This window comes from Corynebacterium sp. UMB9976 (assembly GCF_030212265.1).
Classification (GTDB): Bacteria; Actinomycetota; Actinomycetes; order Mycobacteriales; family Mycobacteriaceae; genus Corynebacterium.
In genome coordinates this window covers 20,021-36,107 of sequence record NZ_JASODY010000018.1, presented here as the reverse complement: position 1 = coordinate 36,107, position 16,087 = coordinate 20,021, and the positions used below count along the sequence as shown (strand labels likewise).

The window sequence follows — 16,087 nt, the reverse complement described above, 5'->3', positions numbered from 1 at the left end:
AAGAAACAAGACCGAAAGGGGAACCCAACCACCCGGCATCAGCGCCGTCGGCCTTGCAGATCAATAATCTACACACAGCCCACAACAAACACAAAACCCCCAGGTGGAAGCAGAAAACCCGGGCATCGTTATGGTCAACGATGCCCGGGTTTGTTCAACAGCTTCGGCGCTTACACCTGGTGCGGCGCCGCGCTGCTCGCCTAGGAGCTGATCTTCGCGCCGGCGAAGTTCTTCTTCCCCTTACGCAACACCAGCCAACCGCCAACCAGAAGGTCCTCCGCAGAGACGGTCCACTCGGCGTCGTCGATGCGTTCGTTATTTACGTACGCACCGCCCTCCTTAATGGTTCGGCGAGCCGCACCATTGGACTTCTCCAGACCAGCGGCGACGAGCAGTTCGACGAGGCTTGCACCAACAGCACCCTCCGCGACCGTCGTCTCCTGCAGAGCTGCGGCGAGAGTCTGCTCGTCGAGCTCGCTCAGATCAGCGCGACCGAACAGTGCCTGGGCAGCCAGCTCGACCTTGCCGACGGCGTCCTCACCGTGAACCAGCGCCGTCATCTCCTGGGCGAGAACACGCTGCGCCTCCCGCTTGAACGGGCGCTCGGCGACCTCCACGGCGAGGCGGTCGATCTCCTCGCGGTCGAGGAAGGTGAACATGCGGAGGAACTTCACCACGTCGGCGTCGGCGGTATTGAAGAAGTACTGGTACCAGCTGTACGGGCTGGTCAGCTCCGGATCGAGCCACAGGTTGCCGCCACCCGTGGACTTGCCGAACTTCTTGCCCTCAGAGTCCGTAACCAGCGGAACCGTCAGGCCGTGGACAGAATCCCCGTCCATACGACGGACAAGATCCACACCGGAGACGATGTTGCCCCACTGATCGGAGCCACCGACCTGCACGCAGACGTCGTGCTCGCGGTGCAGGTGAACGAAGTCATTCGCCTGCAGCAGCATGTAGGAGAACTCGGTGTAGGAGATGCCGTCGGCAGCGAGGCGACGCTTCACGGTGTCACGGGAAAGCATCGTGTTCAGCGAGAAATTCTTGCCCAGGTCGCGCAGGAAGTGGATGACGGACATGTTGCCGATCCAGTCAGCGTTATTGACCAACGTCGCGGGGTGCAGGTCCTTGCCCGACTCCTCGAGCTCAGCACTTCCCTCGAAGAGGAGGAAAGCGCGCAGCTGCTTCTTGATGTGCTCCACGTTCTCGGCGACCCGCTCCTCGGTCAGCATGGAGCGCTCGCCCACGTCGCGCGGGTCGCCGATCATGCCGGTGGCACCACCCGCCAGGGCGAAAGCCTTGTGCCCGGCCAGCTGGAAGCGACGCAGCAGGAGCAGCGGCACGAGGTGGCCGGCGTGGAGGGAATCGCCCGTCGGGTCGAAGCCGCAGTAGACCGCGGTCGGGTTCTTCAGCTGCTCGCGAAGTTCATCAAGGTCGGTGGAGTCGGCGATCAGCCCGCGCCACTGCAGCTCGTCAACCAGGTTGGAGTTTTGAATCGTCTCGTTAGACATGTCTTTCCTCAGTCAAAGATGTGTGATCGTTTTTAAGCTTCTGCCAGCGGCCAGTCGACCGCCTCATCGGTGAGCAGAACCGGGATGCCATCGGAGACCGGATAGGCACGTCCCAGCCGCGGGTTCACCAGATAGTCGCCGTGATCCTCCAGCGGCTGCTTGTCTTGCGGGCAGGCGAGGATCTCCAGAAGCTTCGGATCAATCATGCGTCTCATTGTAGCGACATCTTTTCCTCCCGTTCGCTTGGCTACCCCTACCCGCTTTCTGCCCTCTCCCCTGTGTTCATTGCTGTTGTTTTAGGACGCCGCCCTCCCCTCAATTTCGGGCCCGCGTTCATTCATTATTTGCGTGTCCGAAGCGTTCGCTATGGTTGGTTCCGTACCGAAATACGGGTGCCCCTGAAGTGGCTGGGGCTGAGATCGCGCACGCCAGCGCGGAACCGTCTGAACCTGTCTGGTTAGCACCAGCGAAGGAAGTTGGAGGAGCTCTTCATGAGCGCGCAAAACGTAGATATTTACGCGTCCGAAATTCACCCGAAGCACCGCTACGCACCCCTGCGGGTCAATGGTCTCGAGGTACCGCAGACCGCGATCGACCTGGACGATTCCCCCACCGGCCCCAACGAGCCGGTCAAGATCTACCGCACCCGTGGCCCCTACGCGGAGCCGGAGGTGGGCCTGCCTGCGCTGCGCAACGAGTGGATCCGCGACCGCGGCGATGTCGAAGAATACGAGGGCCGGAAGCGCAACCTGCTGGACGACGGCACCCGGGCAGCCAAGCGCGGCGCAGCCAGCGAGGAGTGGCGCGGCGAGAAGCGAGCACCACTGCGCGCCAAGCAGGGCCAGCGCGTGACCCAGATGGCCTACGCCCGCCGCGGGGAGGTCACCCGCGAGATGGAGTTCGTCGCACTGCGCGAGAACTGCGACGTCGAGAAGGTGCGCGCGGCGGTGGCCTCCGGCCGGGCGATCATCCCGAACAACGTCAACCACCCGGAATCCGAACCGATGATTATCGGTAACCAGTTCCTCACCAAGATCAACGCCAACATCGGCAACTCCGCGGTCACCAGCTCCATCCGCGAGGAGGTGGACAAGCTGCGCTGGGCCACGCGTTGGGGCGCGGACACCGTGATGGATCTGTCCACCGGTAACGACATCCACACCACCCGCGAATGGATCCTGCGCAACTCCCCGGTTCCGATCGGCACCGTGCCGATCTACCAGGCGCTGGAGAAGGTGGGTGGCGTGGCCGAGGACCTCACCTGGGAGATCTTCCGCGACACCGTCGTCGAGCAGGCTGAGCAGGGCGTGGACTACATGACCGTCCACGCTGGTGTGCGCCTGCCCTTCGTGCCGCTGACTTCCAAGCGCGTCACCGGCATCGTTTCCCGTGGCGGGTCGATCATGGCGGGTTGGTGCCTGGCCCACCACAAGGAGTCCTTCCTCTACGAGAACTTCGACGAGCTGTGCGAGATCTTCGCGGCCTACGACGTCGCGTTCTCTTTGGGTGACGGTCTGCGGCCGGGCTCCATCGCCGATGCCAACGACACCGCCCAGTTCGCTGAGCTGAAGACCATCGGCGAGCTGTGCAAGCGTGCCTGGGACTACGACGTCCAGGTCATGATCGAAGGCCCCGGCCACGTGCCACTGAACAAGATCCAGATCAACAACGAGAAGGAAGAGGAATGGTGCGGCGGCGCGCCGTTCTACACGCTAGGCCCCCTGGTCACGGATATCGCACCGGGCTATGACCACATCACCTCCGCGATCGGCGCGGCGAATATCGCCGCCGGTGGCACCGCGATGCTGTGTTACGTCACCCCGAAGGAGCACCTGGGGCTGCCGAATAAGGACGACGTGAAGACCGGCGTGATCACCTATAAGCTCGCCGCACACGCCGCGGACGTGGCCAAGGGGCATCCGGGTGCTCACGAGTGGGACGACGCCATGAGCAAGGCCCGCTTCGAGTTCCGCTGGCACGACCAGTTCGCGCTCTCCCTGGACCCGGATACCGCGCAGGCCTACCACGACGAGACGCTGCCGGCGGAGCCCGCGAAGACGGCTCACTTCTGCTCCATGTGTGGCCCGAAGTTCTGCTCCATGCGCATCAGCCAGGACATTCGCGCCGAGTTCGGCGACAAGATGGCCGCTGACCTGGGTCTGCCAAGCATCGGCCAGCCCAAGGATGCAGCACACGCCGACCCTGACGTCCTGGCTGCCGTCGAGGCCGGCATGGATGAGAAGTCCGCGGAGTTCCTGGAACGCGGCGGGCAGATTTACTTGGAGGAAGATGCGAGTGTGCAACACAGCTAGCAACGATGACGATCGCCAGGCTGGCGGCACAGGTGTGGATGGGCAGCTAGCCAACCCCCGGACACTGGACCCCCGGGCGCTGACCTGCTACTTCGTCACCGGCCGCATCCCGGATCTCGACTGGGAAGAGGAATGCGGGGAGATCACCCGCATCGCTGCCGAGGCAGCGGCCGGTGGTGCTGGGGTGATCCAGGTCCGCAGCAAGCCGATCACCGTCCGCCAGCTCACGGAGCTTTCCATCCGGATCGCGGCAGCCGTGGCCAACGCGAATCCGAACGCGGTGGTCCTCATCGACGACCGCGTGGACGTCGCCGCTGCCCTGATGGCGGAGCACAACATCCACGGCGTGCACATCGGGCAGGATGACCTCGACCCGCGACTGGCGCGCGCTGTACTGGGCGAAAACGCGATCATCGGGCTGACCACCGGCACCCTGGAACTGGTGAAGGGAGCGAATGACTACGCCGACGTCATCGACTACATCGGCGCTGGCCCCTTCCGCCCCACCCCGACGAAGAACTCGGGCCGCGAGCCGCTCGGGCTGGCGGGCTACCCTGCGCTCGTCGCTGCCTCCGCAGTGCCGGTCGTCGCGATCGGTGACGTCCGGGCCGAGGACGCCACAGAACTGGCTGCCACCGGTGTGGCCGGGTTGGCGATCGTCCGCGGAATCATGCAAGCCGAGGACCCGAAGGCCTATGCCGAGAGCGTGGTTTCCCAGTTTTCGGGGGCCAACGAGCGTTAGATAGGGCCTATGAGCACACCCGGAACGAGCGCGCGGAGAGTTTTTATCAGCGTCGCAGCCCTCCTGCTCACCGCGGGCTGGTCGGCGAATCACTTCGCGTCCGTACTCGTGGCGCTGCGGGAGCAGCTCAACTTGTCCCCGCTGCTGGTCAACGGCGCCTATGGGATCTACGCGCTGGGTTTGGTGCCGAGCCTCCTCATCGGCGGTGCGCTGGCCGACCGCTTCGGCGGGCGCCTGGTGGCATTGGCGGGATCGCTCATCGCGGTGGTTGGCAATAGCATCCTCATGCTCTTCCACGGAGCGCCTGGGCTACTCACTGGCCGCTTCATCGTGGGGCTGGGCGTGGGCCTGGTGGTTAGCGCGGGCACCGCGTGGGCTGCGCGGCTGAATGGGCCCGCGGGCTCCACGCTGGCCGGTATCGTTCTCACCTCCGGCTTCGCGCTGGGGCCGGTGATCTCCGGGCTCGCCGAGTTCGCATTCTCGCCACTCTGGCTGCCTTTTGTGCTGAGCATCATCGCCTCGCTCGCGGCCGTGGTGTTCTCACTGCGCACTGGTGACATGCCCCGCCAGATCCTGGCAGTGGCGGAGGATCCGCAGGTTGATCCGAGCGCCTCGCCCCGCAAGGCGCTGGCGACCTCGGTGCCGGTGGCGATGTGGGTTTTCGCGGCGATCACCACCGCCTTCGTGGGGCTTGCCGCGCGGGTGGCCGAGTACTTCGAGACCGGGGTGTTCCTGCCTGGCATCGCGGCAGCGGTCGGCTTCGGCACAGGACTGGCGGTCCAGGCGGCAGGGCGCCGCTGGGCCTGGGGTCCGTGCTCCGGGATCGTCGGGATCCTGTGCGCAGGGGCCGGCTTCCTCGTCGTCGCCCTCGGTGGCGCGGCTCCCTCGCTGCCGCTGTTCTTCCTGGCCACCGTGCTGCTCGGGCTCGGCTATGGCCTGTGCCTGCGCGACGGTCTGCTGGACGTCAACGCCTACTCCCCGGCCTCCCACCGTGGCCGTATCCTCGGGGCCTACTACGTCGCGACCTACGTGGGCTTCGCCCTGCCACCGCTGATGCAGGTTCTTGAGCCACGAGTGGGCCCGTCGCTCCCCTTCGCCGTTTTGTCCGCCATCGCGGTGGCCGCCGCGCTGCTGCGCAGCTGGCAGATCCGAACCGGCTACCTCAACCGCACATGAGGCGGACGCATACCTTGCCCATTATCCGAGAATCAATACCGCAGACCGTGGGTCGCAGTTCCGCAGCCCACCCAATTCGTGGCGCGAGCGCACCACTAGAAAGAACAAGACCTTGAGCAGCTACGAGCATGTGATTATCGGCGCCGGGATCATTGGTCTCAGCACCGCCGTGGAACTAACCCAAGCCGGGGTGCCCGCCGCAGACATCGCGATCATCGACCCAGCACCGATCAGCGGTGCCTCGTGGGTCGCGGGTGGCATGCTTGCCCCCGTCGCCGAGGTGCAGTACGGGCAGGAGGAGCTCTACCCCCTGATGATCCGCGCCGCCGAGCTGTGGCCGGCGCTGCGCGAAGCTGTCGAGTCCGTCACCGATTTGCCCACCGGCTACCGAGAGGAATCCACGCTCGTCGTCGCTGCTGACCGCGCCGACGCCACCCACCTCGCTGAATTGCTGGAACACCAGCGATCCCACGGGATGACGGCCACCCGACTGCCCGTGCGTCAAGCCCGCAAGCTTGAACCTGGACTGCACCCGCAGCTCGCTGGCGCCGTGGAGATCCCCGGCGACCATCAAGTCAACCCCCGGTTGTACTGCGCTGCGGCCGTCGACGTCCTGAAAAAGAAGGGCGCGGCCTTCGTGGAGCAGGAAGCAACCGGGCTGGTACACGGCAGCGATGCGGCGGGCTCTGATGCCGACCACCGTAACGCAGAACCGGCCAGCAGGTGCACCGCGGTACGGCTCGCCGACGGCACGGCGGTGGGCGTGAACGGCAGCGTCTACGTCTGTAACGGCGTGGGGGCAGCAACGCTCGAGGGCGCCCCTGCGCTGCCGGTGCGACCCGTGCGCGGGGACCTGATCCGCCTCGGCGTGGCCGAACGCAGGCCCGCCCCGGTGGAGCGCGTGATCCGGGGGTTCTTCGAGGACCGACCGATCTACGTCATCCCCCGCACCGACGGCACGATCGCCGTGGGTGCGACAACAAGGGAGGACGAACGGCAGGCCCCCGCTGTCGACGGGGTCTACACGCTGCTGCGCGACGCTATCCGCGTGGTGCCAGGTATCGAGGACTGTGAATTCATCGAAGCCCTTGCCGGGGAACGCCCGGGGACGCCCGACGACCTACCCTTGATCGGCAAAACCAGCGGGAATGTGGTGATCTCGGCGGGATACTTCCGGCACGGAATCCTATTGTCTGCATTGGGCGCTAAGGTGACGGCACACCTGGGGCTCAGCGCTGGTGATGGCGATGTGGCGTTGGCCGAGGCCGCAGAGGCGGCCGGGGTGGGCCTCGAGGCGTGCCGCTGGGACCGCTTCGCGACCGAGACGCACTGAGCCAGTGGCACGCGACTGGGAGATAATGGGGCAAGCAGAACGCCCGGAGAAAGACGGACGAAAGGATGCATCGAGAATGAACTACACGGTGAACCAGGAAGAGCGCCAGGGCAAGTCGGGACTCACGATCGCCGACGTCGTCGCCAACGAGACCGGCGAAAAGGATGCCACGGGCATCGCGATCGCGCTGAACCAAGCAGTCGTGCCACGCAGTCAGTGGGAGAACCGAGAGGTCACCGACGGCGACGAGATCGACATCCTCGTCGCAGTGCAGGGCGGCTAAGGCTAGCCGTTTCCCGCTCGCTCTGCTGAGCCAGCCACGAAGCCCTGGAACGACGGCACTGATACACACAAGAAGAAGGCATAGATGCTTGAAATCGCAGGTAAGAAGTTCGACTCGCACCTGATCATGGGCACTGGCGGGACGACCAGCCAGACGCTGCTCGAGAAAGCCCTGGTGGCAAGCGGTACCCAGCTGACCACCGTGGCCATGCGCCGCTTCCGGACAGGCAAGAACGCTGGCACCGCTGGAGCTCCGAACGGCGCTGCGGGAGGCGAGAGCGTCTTCGGGCTGTTGAACCGCCTGGGCATCGACGTCCTGCCGAATACCGCGGGCTGCCGGACCGCCAAAGATGCGACCCTCACCGCCCAGCTCGCCCGCGAGGCGCTGGGCACCAACTGGGTGAAGCTGGAACTCATCGCCGACGACCGCACGCTCCTGCCCGACGTGGTGGAGCTGGTGGACACCTGCGAAATGCTGGTCGCCGAAGGCTTCGAGGTGCTGGCCTACACCAGCGACGACCCCGTGGTCGCCAAGCGACTGGAGGATGCCGGAGCGGCGGCCGTGATGCCGCTGGGCTCCCCGATCGGCACCGGGCTGGGCATCCTCAACCCGCACAATATCGAACTGATCTGCGCCCGCGCCTCGGTCCCGGTGCTGCTGGACGCCGGGGTGGGCACCGCATCGGATGCCGCGCTGGCTATGGAGCTCGGCTGCAGCGGCGTGCTGCTCGCCAGCGCCGTCAACCGCTGCCAGGACCCGGTCGCTATGGCCACCGCCATGAGGCACGCGGTCGAGGCCGGCCGCCTGGCCGCTGCGGCGGGACGCATCCCGCAGCGCACCCACGCGGAAGGTGCACTGGCCAGCTCCAGCTTCGAGGGCCTGGCGTCCTGGGACGAGGACTGGGCTGAGGAGGTGCTCTAAGCGTGGCTGAAAGCACACACACTTCTTCCCCGCACACAGCGGGAACCGAGCAGGCATTCCCCGCCGGGGACTTCGTCTCCCTGCCCTACCGGGAACAACGGCGCACCGCCCGCCACCTGAACCTGCCGGGCTTCGGGCCCGCCGAACAGCAGCGGCTGCACGACGCCCGCGTGCTCGTCGTTGGGGCCGGCGGATTAGGTTGCCCCGCGATGCAGTCCCTGGCATCGGCCGGGGTGGGCACGATCGTGCTCTATGACGACGACACGGTGGACGTGACCAACCTGCACCGCCAGATCCTGTTCTCGGCCGAGGACGTCGGCCGGGCGAAGGTGGATGCGGCCACCGACGCCTTGAAGCGCATCCAGCCGGATATCCGGGTCGAGACCCACCGGCACCGCCTAGACACCGATAACATCGTCGAGGCCTTCCGGCAGGTCGATCTGGTCATTGACGGCTCCGATAACTTCGACACGAAATTCCTGGTAGCCGATGCCGCCGAAATCTCCGGCACTCCCCTGGTCTGGACCACGGTGCTGCGCTTCGCCGGGCAGATCTCGGTATTCAACTCCACCGCCAGCGGTGAGCGCGGCATCGGTCTGCGAGATCTGTTCCCAGAGAAGCCCAGCGGAGATTCGATCCCCGACTGCGCGAGCGCCGGCGTGTTGGGTGCGACCACCGCCGTGATGGGCGCGCTGGCCGCCACAGAGGCCATCAAGTGGGTCACCGGGGTCGGACAGCCGCTGCTCGGCACCGTTGTGAGCTACGACGCTCTCACAGCGCGCACCCAGAGCTTCCGCATCGCCCCCGACCCGAGCCGCCAACCAGTCGTGGCCCTGTCCCCCAGCGACGGCCCCGCGGCCTCCTCTGCCGCCTGCGCAGTCCAGTCCCCGGAGTCTTCGGAGACCACGCCGAACCAGGCCCCAGGCGACTGCCCAGCACAGGCATCGGACAACGCCGCGCTGCACGAGCTCGTCCGCACCGGCAAAGCTTTTACGGTGGACGTCCGGGAGTACCACGAAACGCTCCTCGCCCAGCCGGGATTCATCGGCGAGCAGGGCGCAGACGAGCACCTGGCGATGTCCGCGCTCGCGGATCCCGCGGGCACCCTGGACGTTGCCTCGCCTGCAGTGGCCGAGGCCTTCGCCCGCCACCAGGGCACCGACGCGGTGGTTTACTGTGCCTCCGGAGTACGCAGCCAGCACTTCGCCGAAAAATACGGGCAGGTTGCCAGCGAGTATGGAATCACGCTGCACAACCTGCCCGGAGGGGTGCGGGGCTAAACCCCGCGAGGCTCTTTCCTTAGCCGCGGACCGGCGTTTCCGCCCACCCGCGCAGCTCACCGGAAAGCGTCTCGACGCGCTCCCGCTGCTCGGCGACCCGCACACCGGCGGTGCCGCCACGGGTCGACCGGGACGCCACCGCGCCATCGATGGTGAGCACCTCGCGAACCTCCGGGGTGAGCCGAGAATCCACGGAGGCAAGCTCCTCGTCGGTGAGGTCGATGAGGTCCACGCCGCGGGACTCCGCGATACGAACGCAGGAACCCGAAGCCTCGTGAGCCTCCCGGAACGGCACGCCCTGGCGCACCATCCACTCCGCCAGATCCGTCGCGAGCGTGAAGCCCGCCGGGGCGAGCTCGCGCATGCGGTCCTCGTGGAAGGTCAGGGTGGATACCAGGCCAGTCATCGCCGGCAGCAGCAGATTGAGCTGCGCGACCGAGTCGACGATCGGCTCCTTGTCCTCCTGCAGGTCGCGGTTGTACGCCAGCGGCAGGCCCTTAAGGGTGGCCATAAGACCAGAGAGGTTACCGATCAACCGACCCGTCTTGCCGCGCACGAGCTCAGGCACGTCTGGGTTCTTCTTCTGCGGCATGATCGAGGAGCCGGTGGACCAGGAATCGGAGAGCGTGACGTAGCCGTACTCCGGGGTGCACCAGTAGATGATCTCCTCGGCCAGGCGGGACATGTCCACCGCGATCTGCGCGAGCACGAATGCTGTCTCGGAGGCGAAGTCGCGGGAGGAAGTACCGTCCAGGGAGTTATCCGCCGCGGAGTCGAAACCGAGCTCTTCGGCGATGGCCTCCGGGTCCAGCTTCAGCGAGGAACCAGCCAGCGCGCCCGAGCCATAAGGCGAGACAGCCAGGCGCTTATCCAGGTCCTGCAGGCGCTGAATATCGCGCAGCAGCGGCTGGGCGTGAGCCAACAGCGAGTGGGCCAGCAAGATCGGCTGGGCAGCCTGGGAGTGCGTCTTACCCGGCATAATCGCCTCCGGGTGAGCCTTCGCCTGGGCAGCCAGCGCGTCGATCAGCTCGGTGACCTGGACGGCGATGTCGCGGATCGCGTCGCGGATCCACATGCGGAACATCGCAGCCACCTGGTCATTGCGGGAACGTCCCGCGCGCAGGCGACCGCCGACCTCCGGGCCGACCCGGTCAATCAGGCCGCGCTCCATCGCGCCGTGGACGTCCTCGTCGGAGGGTGCGGGGACGAAGGAACCATCCGCGACGTCCCGACCCAACTGGTCCAGCCCGTTCAGCATGGTCTCCAGGTCGGCGTCGGAGAGGAGCCCGGCCCGATTCAGCACCTTCGCGTGCGCCTTCGAGGCGAGCACGTCATAGGGGGCGAGCACCCAGTCGAAGTGGGTGGACACAGACAGCGCGAACATGGCCTCCGAAGGGCCGCCGGAAAAGCGGCCGCCCCAGAGCGCGCCCTCGTTCGTGCCGTGCTTGTCCAGCGCACCGGGGTTGGACGCACCGTGATCTGCCATTGAAGGATTCCTCTCCGTGAGTGACGTCGTGAAAGAAAGTCGGTCTTAAAGAAACTAACGGCGGGCAGCCCCACGAACGGGACCGCCCGCCAGGAAGGGGCTATTACAGGATGCCCATATCGCGCTTAGCGGCGATCTTGGAGGACAGGCCGTGCAGCTCCACGAAGCCCTTGGCCAGGGACTGGTCGAAGCTATCGCCCTCGTCGTAGGTGGCCAGGTTGAAGTCGTAGAGGGAGTGGTCGGAACGGCGGCCGTTGATGATGATGTTGCCGGCGTGCAGTACCAGGCGGATGTCGCCGGTGACGTGCTCCTGGGACTCCTCGATGAAGGCGTCCAGGGAGCGCTTCAGCGGGGAGAACCACAGGCCGTCGTAGACCAGGTCGGACCACTCGGCGTCGATGCCGCGCTTGTAACGAGCCAGCTCGCGCTCGACGGTGACGGCCTCCATGGCCTCGTGAGCGCGGATGAGGGTCATCGCGCCCGGAGCCTCGTAGATCTCGCGGGACTTGATGCCCACCAGGCGGTCCTCGACCATGTCCAGGCGGCCCACGCCCTGCGCACCAGCGCGGCGGTTGAGCTCCTCGATGACCTCCAGGACGGTGACCTTGCGGCCGTCGATGGCCACCGGCACGCCGGACTCGAAGGAGATGATGACCTCATCCGGGGCCTGGCCCAGGGCCGGGTCCTCGGTGTAGGCGTAGACGTCCTTGGTCGGGGCGTTCCACAGGTCCTCCAGATAGCCGGTCTCAACCGCGCGGCCCCAGACGTTCTGGTCGATGGAGAACGGGGAGGACTTGGACTGCTCGATCGGGATGTCGTTTTCCTCGGCGAAGGCGATGGCCTTGTCGCGGGTCCAGGCGTAGTCGCGGGCCGGGGCGATGATCTCCAGCTCCGGTGCGGTGTTGGCGAAGCCAACCTCGAAACGGACCTGGTCGTTGCCCTTACCGGTGCAGCCGTGGGCGACGGCAGTGCCGTTGTGCTCCTTGGCAGCCTCGGCCATGTGCTTGACGATCAGCGGGCGGGAGATCGCGGAGACCAGCGGGTACTCCTTCATGTACAGACCGTTGGCCTTGATGGTCGGCAGGCAGTAGTCGTTGGCGAACTCGTCGCGGGCGTCCACGACGATGGACTCCACAGCGCCGGCGCCGAGCGCGCGCTGGCGGACGGTCTCCATGTCCTCGCCACCCTGGCCCAGGTCGATGGACACGGCGATGACCTCAGCGTTGCGCTCCTTGGCGATCCAGCTGATGGCGACGGTGGTGTCCAGGCCACCGGAGTATGCGAGTACGACGCGATCCTTCATTGAGGTTTCCTTTCCCCGTTTTCTGTTCTTCTTTTAAAGATTCTAGTTGTTCAGATTTTTTGTTGAGCATCCGGCGCGGGCTAGTGGCGTCCATTCTGGATGGCCGCTTGCCCACCGGATCGCTGGCACGGTTCCTAACCGCGGGCCAACTCCGCGAAATACTCCGCAACCTGGGCCCCGCTGTGCCCCTCGCGGGCGAGCACAAAGACCGTGTCATCACCCGCGATGGTACCCACCGTCTGCGGCAGTTCCGAGCGGTCGAGGACGCTGGCCAGGTACTGAGCAGCCCCCGGCGGGGTGCGCAGCACCGCGATGTTGCCGGAATCGTCGTGGGCGACCAGCAGCTCGGAGAGCACCCGGCGCAGGTGCGCGGGCCCGTCCCCCACCATGGCTTCGGCCAGGGTGTAGTGGGATTTGCCGTCGGTGCGCACCTTGCGGGCTCCCAGGTCCACGAGGTCCCGGGAGAGCGTGGCCTGCGTGATCTCGATATCCATGGTGTGCAGGATGTCGAGCAGCTCGCGCTGGTTCGCCACCCGGTGCTGGTCGATCACCCGCGCGATGGCTGCCTGCCGGGCAGATTTCGACGGCGCGGTCGACCGGTCTAACGGAGCAGCCATACCATCAGCGCCTTTTGCGCGTGCAGGCGGTTTTCGGCCTCGTCGAAGACCACCGACTGCTCGCCGTCGATAACCTCGGCGGTGACCTCGTTGCCGCGGTAGGCGGGCAGGCAGTGCAGGAAGATCGCGTCCTCCTTCGCCTCCGCCATGAGCTCCTCGTTGACCTGGTAGGCGCGCAGGGCGCTGCGGTCGACGTTCGGGTCCTGGCCCATGGACACCCACGTGTCCGTGATGACGACGTCGGCGTCCGCGGCGGTGACCTCATCCGTCACGGTGACGGTGGCTCCGGTCTCCGCGGCCCGCTTCTTCGCCCGCTCCACGAACTCCGCCTCTGGCTGGAAGCCCTCCGGGGCGCAGATCGTGATGTCGATGCCTGCGGTGGCGAAGCCGAGCATGTAGCTGTTGGCCATGTTGTTGGCGCCGTCGCCGAAGTAGATGGCCTTCAACCCGGCCAGCTCTCCCTTCTTCTCCCGGATGGTCTGCAGGTCCGCGAGGATCTGGCAGGGGTGGAAATCATCGGAAAGGGAGTTGATGATCGGCACCGTCGCGGTCTCGGCCATCTCCGCGAGGTTGCTGTGCGCACCGGTGCGCCACACGATCATGCTGGCGAACCGGGAGAGCACCGCACCGGTGTCCTGGAAAGTCTCCCCCTTACCCATCTGGGAGCTACCGGAGTCCACGACGATCGGGCTGCCGCCCAGCTCGGTGATCCCGGCGCTGAAGGAGAAGCGGGTGCGGGTGGAGGTCTTATCGAACAGCACCGCCACGGACTGGCGTTCCAGGATGTTGCGGAAGGGGTTGCCGTAGCGGTCGGCCTTCACCTTCTCCGCCAGGTCCAGGATCTGCGCCTGTTCGGCCGGGGTGAGGTCGTCGTCCGCCAGCATGTGGCGCAGGGGCGTGGTGTTCTTTTCTGCGAGGGTCATTTCTAGCTTTCTGTGGTCGACGTCTCGGTTGGGTTCGGTAGGTCGTCGAGCATCGCGGTGATCTTCGACGCTGCCTCATCGGCCTCGGCGGAGCTCAGGTTCAGCGGCGGCACGATGCGCAGCACCTCCGGCGAGGGCTTGTTCAGCAGGATTCCGTAGTTCGCGGGGTCGAGCTCGCACGGGGTGTCCAGAACGACGCCCAGCATCAAGCCGCGGCCGCGGATCTCGGTGACCCGCGGGTGGTCCTGCAGGGCAGCGACCAGCTGCGCCCCGACCTGTCGCACGTTCTCCAGCAGGTTCTGTTCCTTGATCTCATCGATCACGGCATTAGCCGCGGCGCAGACCACCGGGTTGCCGCCGAAGGTGGTGCCGTGCATGCCCTTGGCCAGCAGCTGGGCCCGGGGCATGGCCAGGCAGGCGCCGATCGGCAGCCCGCCACCCAGGCCCTTGGCCATGGTGATGACGTCCGGAACAACGCCGGAACCATCGGACTGGAAACCAAACCACGCACCGGTGCGCCCCATGCCCGCCTGGACCTCGTCGACGACGAGGAGGATCCCGCGCTCGTCGCAGATGCGACGCAGCCCGGCGAGGAAGCCCTCCGGGGCGGGGATCACACCGGTCTCGCCCTGGATGGCCTCCAGGATGATGGCGGCGGTGTTCTCGTCGGCCATGGCGTCGACGGCGTCGAGGTCGCCGTAGGGGTAGTACTCCACGCCCGCTGGCATCGGTTCGAAGGGCTTGCGCTTATCCGGCTGGCCGGTCAGCGCCAGGGACCCCATCGTGCGCCCGTGGAAGCCCCGCTCGGCGGCCAGGATCTTCGGCCGCCCAGTCGCGCGCGCGATCTTGAACGCGGCCTCGTTGGCCTCGGCGCCGGAGTTGCAGAAGAACACGCGGGCGTCCGCAGCCTCCTCGGTACCGACCAGGGAGGTCACCTTCTCCGCGAGCTCAATGACCTGCGGGTGGGCAAAGACGTTCGAGGTGTGCCCCAGGGTCTGCAGCTGGGTGGTCACGGCCTCGACGATCGCGGGGTGGGCGTGCCCCAGGGCGTTGACCGCGATGCCGGAGAGCAGGTCGAGGTACTTCTTCCCCTCGCTGTCCCAGACGTAGCTGCCCTGGCCCTTGACGAGGTTCAGCGCCGGGGTGCCGTAGGTGTCCATCAGCGTGTGCTGCCAGCGGTCCTGCCAGGTGGCTTCCGTGGCGGGAGTGGCTTGAGATTCAGTGTTGCTCATCGCCTTGATCCTTCGGGGTTGTGCGTCGGAAGTTTCTTGCTGCTGGGTTTTAGTGCTCGTAGGACTCGGCGGCGATCATCGTGCCGATACCGCCTTCGGTCATCAGCTCGAGGATCACCGAGTGCGGCACACGCCCATCGATGACGTGGGCGGCCTTCGCACCGTTGCGGATGGCGTCCAGGCAGGCGGTCATCTTCGGGATCATGCCGCTATCCAGGGTCGGGAGGAGCTCCTCCAGCTCCTCCGGGGTCAGGCTGGAGACCAGCGAATCCCGGTTCGGCCAGTCCGTGTAGAGGCCCGGCACGTTGGTGAGCATGACGAGACGCTCGGCGTCCAGGGCCCCCGCCAGCGCACCAGCGGCGGTGTCGGCATTGATGTTGTAGACCAGGCCGTCGTCGTCCGGGGCGATCGTGGAAACCACCGGGATGCGGCCGGCATCGATGAGGTCGAACAGGCTGGTGGGGTCGACGTCGGTGATGTTGCCGACCCGGCCGATGTCCACCAGTTCCCCGTCGATCTCAGGCTGGAACTTCTCGGCGGTGAACAGCCCGGCGTCCTCGCCGGAGGCGCCCACCGCGTAGGGGCCGTGCTCGTTGATGAGCCCGACCAGCTCGCGACCGACCTTGCCGAAGAGCACCATGCGCACGTACTCCATGACCTCCGGCGAGGTCACGCGGAAGCCGCCGCGGAACTCCCCTTCCAGGCCGACCTTGTCGAGCATCGTGTTGATCTGTGGCCCGCCGCCGTGCACGACGACGGGGCGCGCGCCGACCGCGCGGAGGAAGACCATGTCGGCGGCGAAGGCACGCTTGAGCTCGTCGTCGATCATGGCGTTGCCGCCGTACTTCACCACCACGATCTTGTCGCGGTAGTGCAGCAGCCACGGCAGGGCCTCGGCCAGCACGTGGGAGCGCTGCGACGGGGTCAGCCCGCTGGTGCAGGAGGAGTCGTGAATCTTCGGCATGGTG

General features: G+C 66.3%; 15 protein-coding genes and 1 riboswitch. Of the genes, 7 read left to right on the top strand and 8 right to left on the bottom strand.

Annotated features, from left to right (window positions below; all coding sequences use genetic code 11):
- Positions 1–200: 200 nt before the first annotated feature.
- Together tyrS and QP140_RS08200 are read right to left on the bottom strand one after the other, a co-directional pair.
- On the bottom strand, positions 201–1,511 hold the full coding sequence (gene tyrS / locus QP140_RS08205) for a tyrosine--tRNA ligase (RefSeq protein WP_284759093.1): 1,311 nt from the start codon (positions 1,509–1,511) through the stop codon (positions 201–203).
- 32 nt (positions 1,512–1,543) lie between these two features.
- A complete protein-coding gene (locus tag QP140_RS08200; RefSeq protein ID WP_041628482.1) occupies positions 1,544–1,717 on the bottom strand; it encodes a Trm112 family protein in 174 nt (57 codons plus the stop codon).
- A gap of 172 nt (positions 1,718–1,889) precedes the next feature.
- Positions 1,890–2,003: riboswitch (TPP riboswitch) on the top strand.
- Between QP140_RS08200 and thiC the strand changes: the two genes are divergently transcribed.
- The 7 genes from thiC to QP140_RS08165 all read left to right on the top strand — a co-directional run bounded on the left by thiC (position 2,003) and on the right by QP140_RS08165 (position 9,558).
- The gene (gene thiC / locus QP140_RS08195) at positions 2,003–3,823 is read left to right on the top strand and encodes a phosphomethylpyrimidine synthase ThiC (RefSeq protein ID WP_284759091.1); all 1,821 of its coding nucleotides are present in this window, start codon (positions 2,003–2,005) and stop codon (positions 3,821–3,823) included. It overlaps the preceding riboswitch by 1 nt.
- A gap of 64 nt (positions 3,824–3,887) precedes the next feature.
- Entirely contained in the window at positions 3,888–4,565 is a 678-nt protein-coding gene (locus QP140_RS08190; protein ID WP_371260107.1) for a thiamine phosphate synthase, read from the top strand.
- A 9-nt stretch (positions 4,566–4,574) separates the two neighbouring features.
- Complete coding sequence (locus tag QP140_RS08185) at positions 4,575–5,741, top strand: MFS transporter (RefSeq protein WP_070758179.1); 1,167 nt, start codon at positions 4,575–4,577, stop codon at positions 5,739–5,741.
- Positions 5,742–5,853: 112 nt separating this feature from the next.
- On the top strand, positions 5,854–7,074 hold the full coding sequence (thiO, locus tag QP140_RS08180; protein ID WP_284759088.1) for a glycine oxidase ThiO: 1,221 nt from the start codon (positions 5,854–5,856) through the stop codon (positions 7,072–7,074).
- Positions 7,075–7,150: 76 nt separating this feature from the next.
- On the top strand, positions 7,151–7,357 hold the full coding sequence (thiS, locus tag QP140_RS08175) for a sulfur carrier protein ThiS (RefSeq protein WP_148811934.1): 207 nt from the start codon (positions 7,151–7,153) through the stop codon (positions 7,355–7,357).
- A gap of 84 nt (positions 7,358–7,441) precedes the next feature.
- Entirely contained in the window at positions 7,442–8,278 is an 837-nt protein-coding gene (locus QP140_RS08170; RefSeq protein WP_284759085.1) for a thiazole synthase, read from the top strand.
- A 2-nt stretch (positions 8,279–8,280) separates the two neighbouring features.
- The gene (locus tag QP140_RS08165; RefSeq protein WP_284759084.1) at positions 8,281–9,558 is read left to right on the top strand and encodes a ThiF family adenylyltransferase; all 1,278 of its coding nucleotides are present in this window, start codon (positions 8,281–8,283) and stop codon (positions 9,556–9,558) included.
- Positions 9,559–9,577: 19 nt separating this feature from the next.
- Here QP140_RS08165 and argH read toward each other — a convergent pair whose 3' ends face one another.
- The 6 genes from argH to argB form a co-directional block, all read right to left on the bottom strand.
- Positions 9,578–11,011 carry an argininosuccinate lyase gene (gene argH, locus QP140_RS08160; protein WP_284759099.1) on the bottom strand — a complete coding sequence of 478 codons (1,434 nt, stop codon included), beginning with the start codon at positions 11,009–11,011 and terminating at the stop codon, positions 9,578–9,580.
- A gap of 136 nt (positions 11,012–11,147) precedes the next feature.
- Complete coding sequence (locus tag QP140_RS08155; protein ID WP_284759083.1) at positions 11,148–12,347, bottom strand: argininosuccinate synthase; 1,200 nt, start codon at positions 12,345–12,347, stop codon at positions 11,148–11,150.
- A gap of 134 nt (positions 12,348–12,481) precedes the next feature.
- A complete protein-coding gene (gene argR / locus QP140_RS08150) occupies positions 12,482–12,964 on the bottom strand; it encodes an arginine repressor (protein WP_284759081.1) in 483 nt (160 codons plus the stop codon).
- Positions 12,949–13,887 carry an ornithine carbamoyltransferase gene (gene argF, locus QP140_RS08145; protein WP_284759080.1) on the bottom strand — a complete coding sequence of 313 codons (939 nt, stop codon included), beginning with the start codon at positions 13,885–13,887 and terminating at the stop codon, positions 12,949–12,951. The genes argR and argF overlap by 16 nt, the downstream gene beginning before the upstream one ends.
- Before the next feature lie 2 nt (positions 13,888–13,889).
- Complete coding sequence (locus QP140_RS08140; RefSeq protein ID WP_284759079.1) at positions 13,890–15,119, bottom strand: acetylornithine transaminase; 1,230 nt, start codon at positions 15,117–15,119, stop codon at positions 13,890–13,892.
- A gap of 49 nt (positions 15,120–15,168) precedes the next feature.
- Positions 15,169–16,083, bottom strand: a complete 915-nt coding sequence (gene argB, locus QP140_RS08135; protein WP_070758159.1) for an acetylglutamate kinase — start codon at positions 16,081–16,083, stop codon at positions 15,169–15,171.
- Positions 16,084–16,087 lie beyond the last annotated feature (4 nt).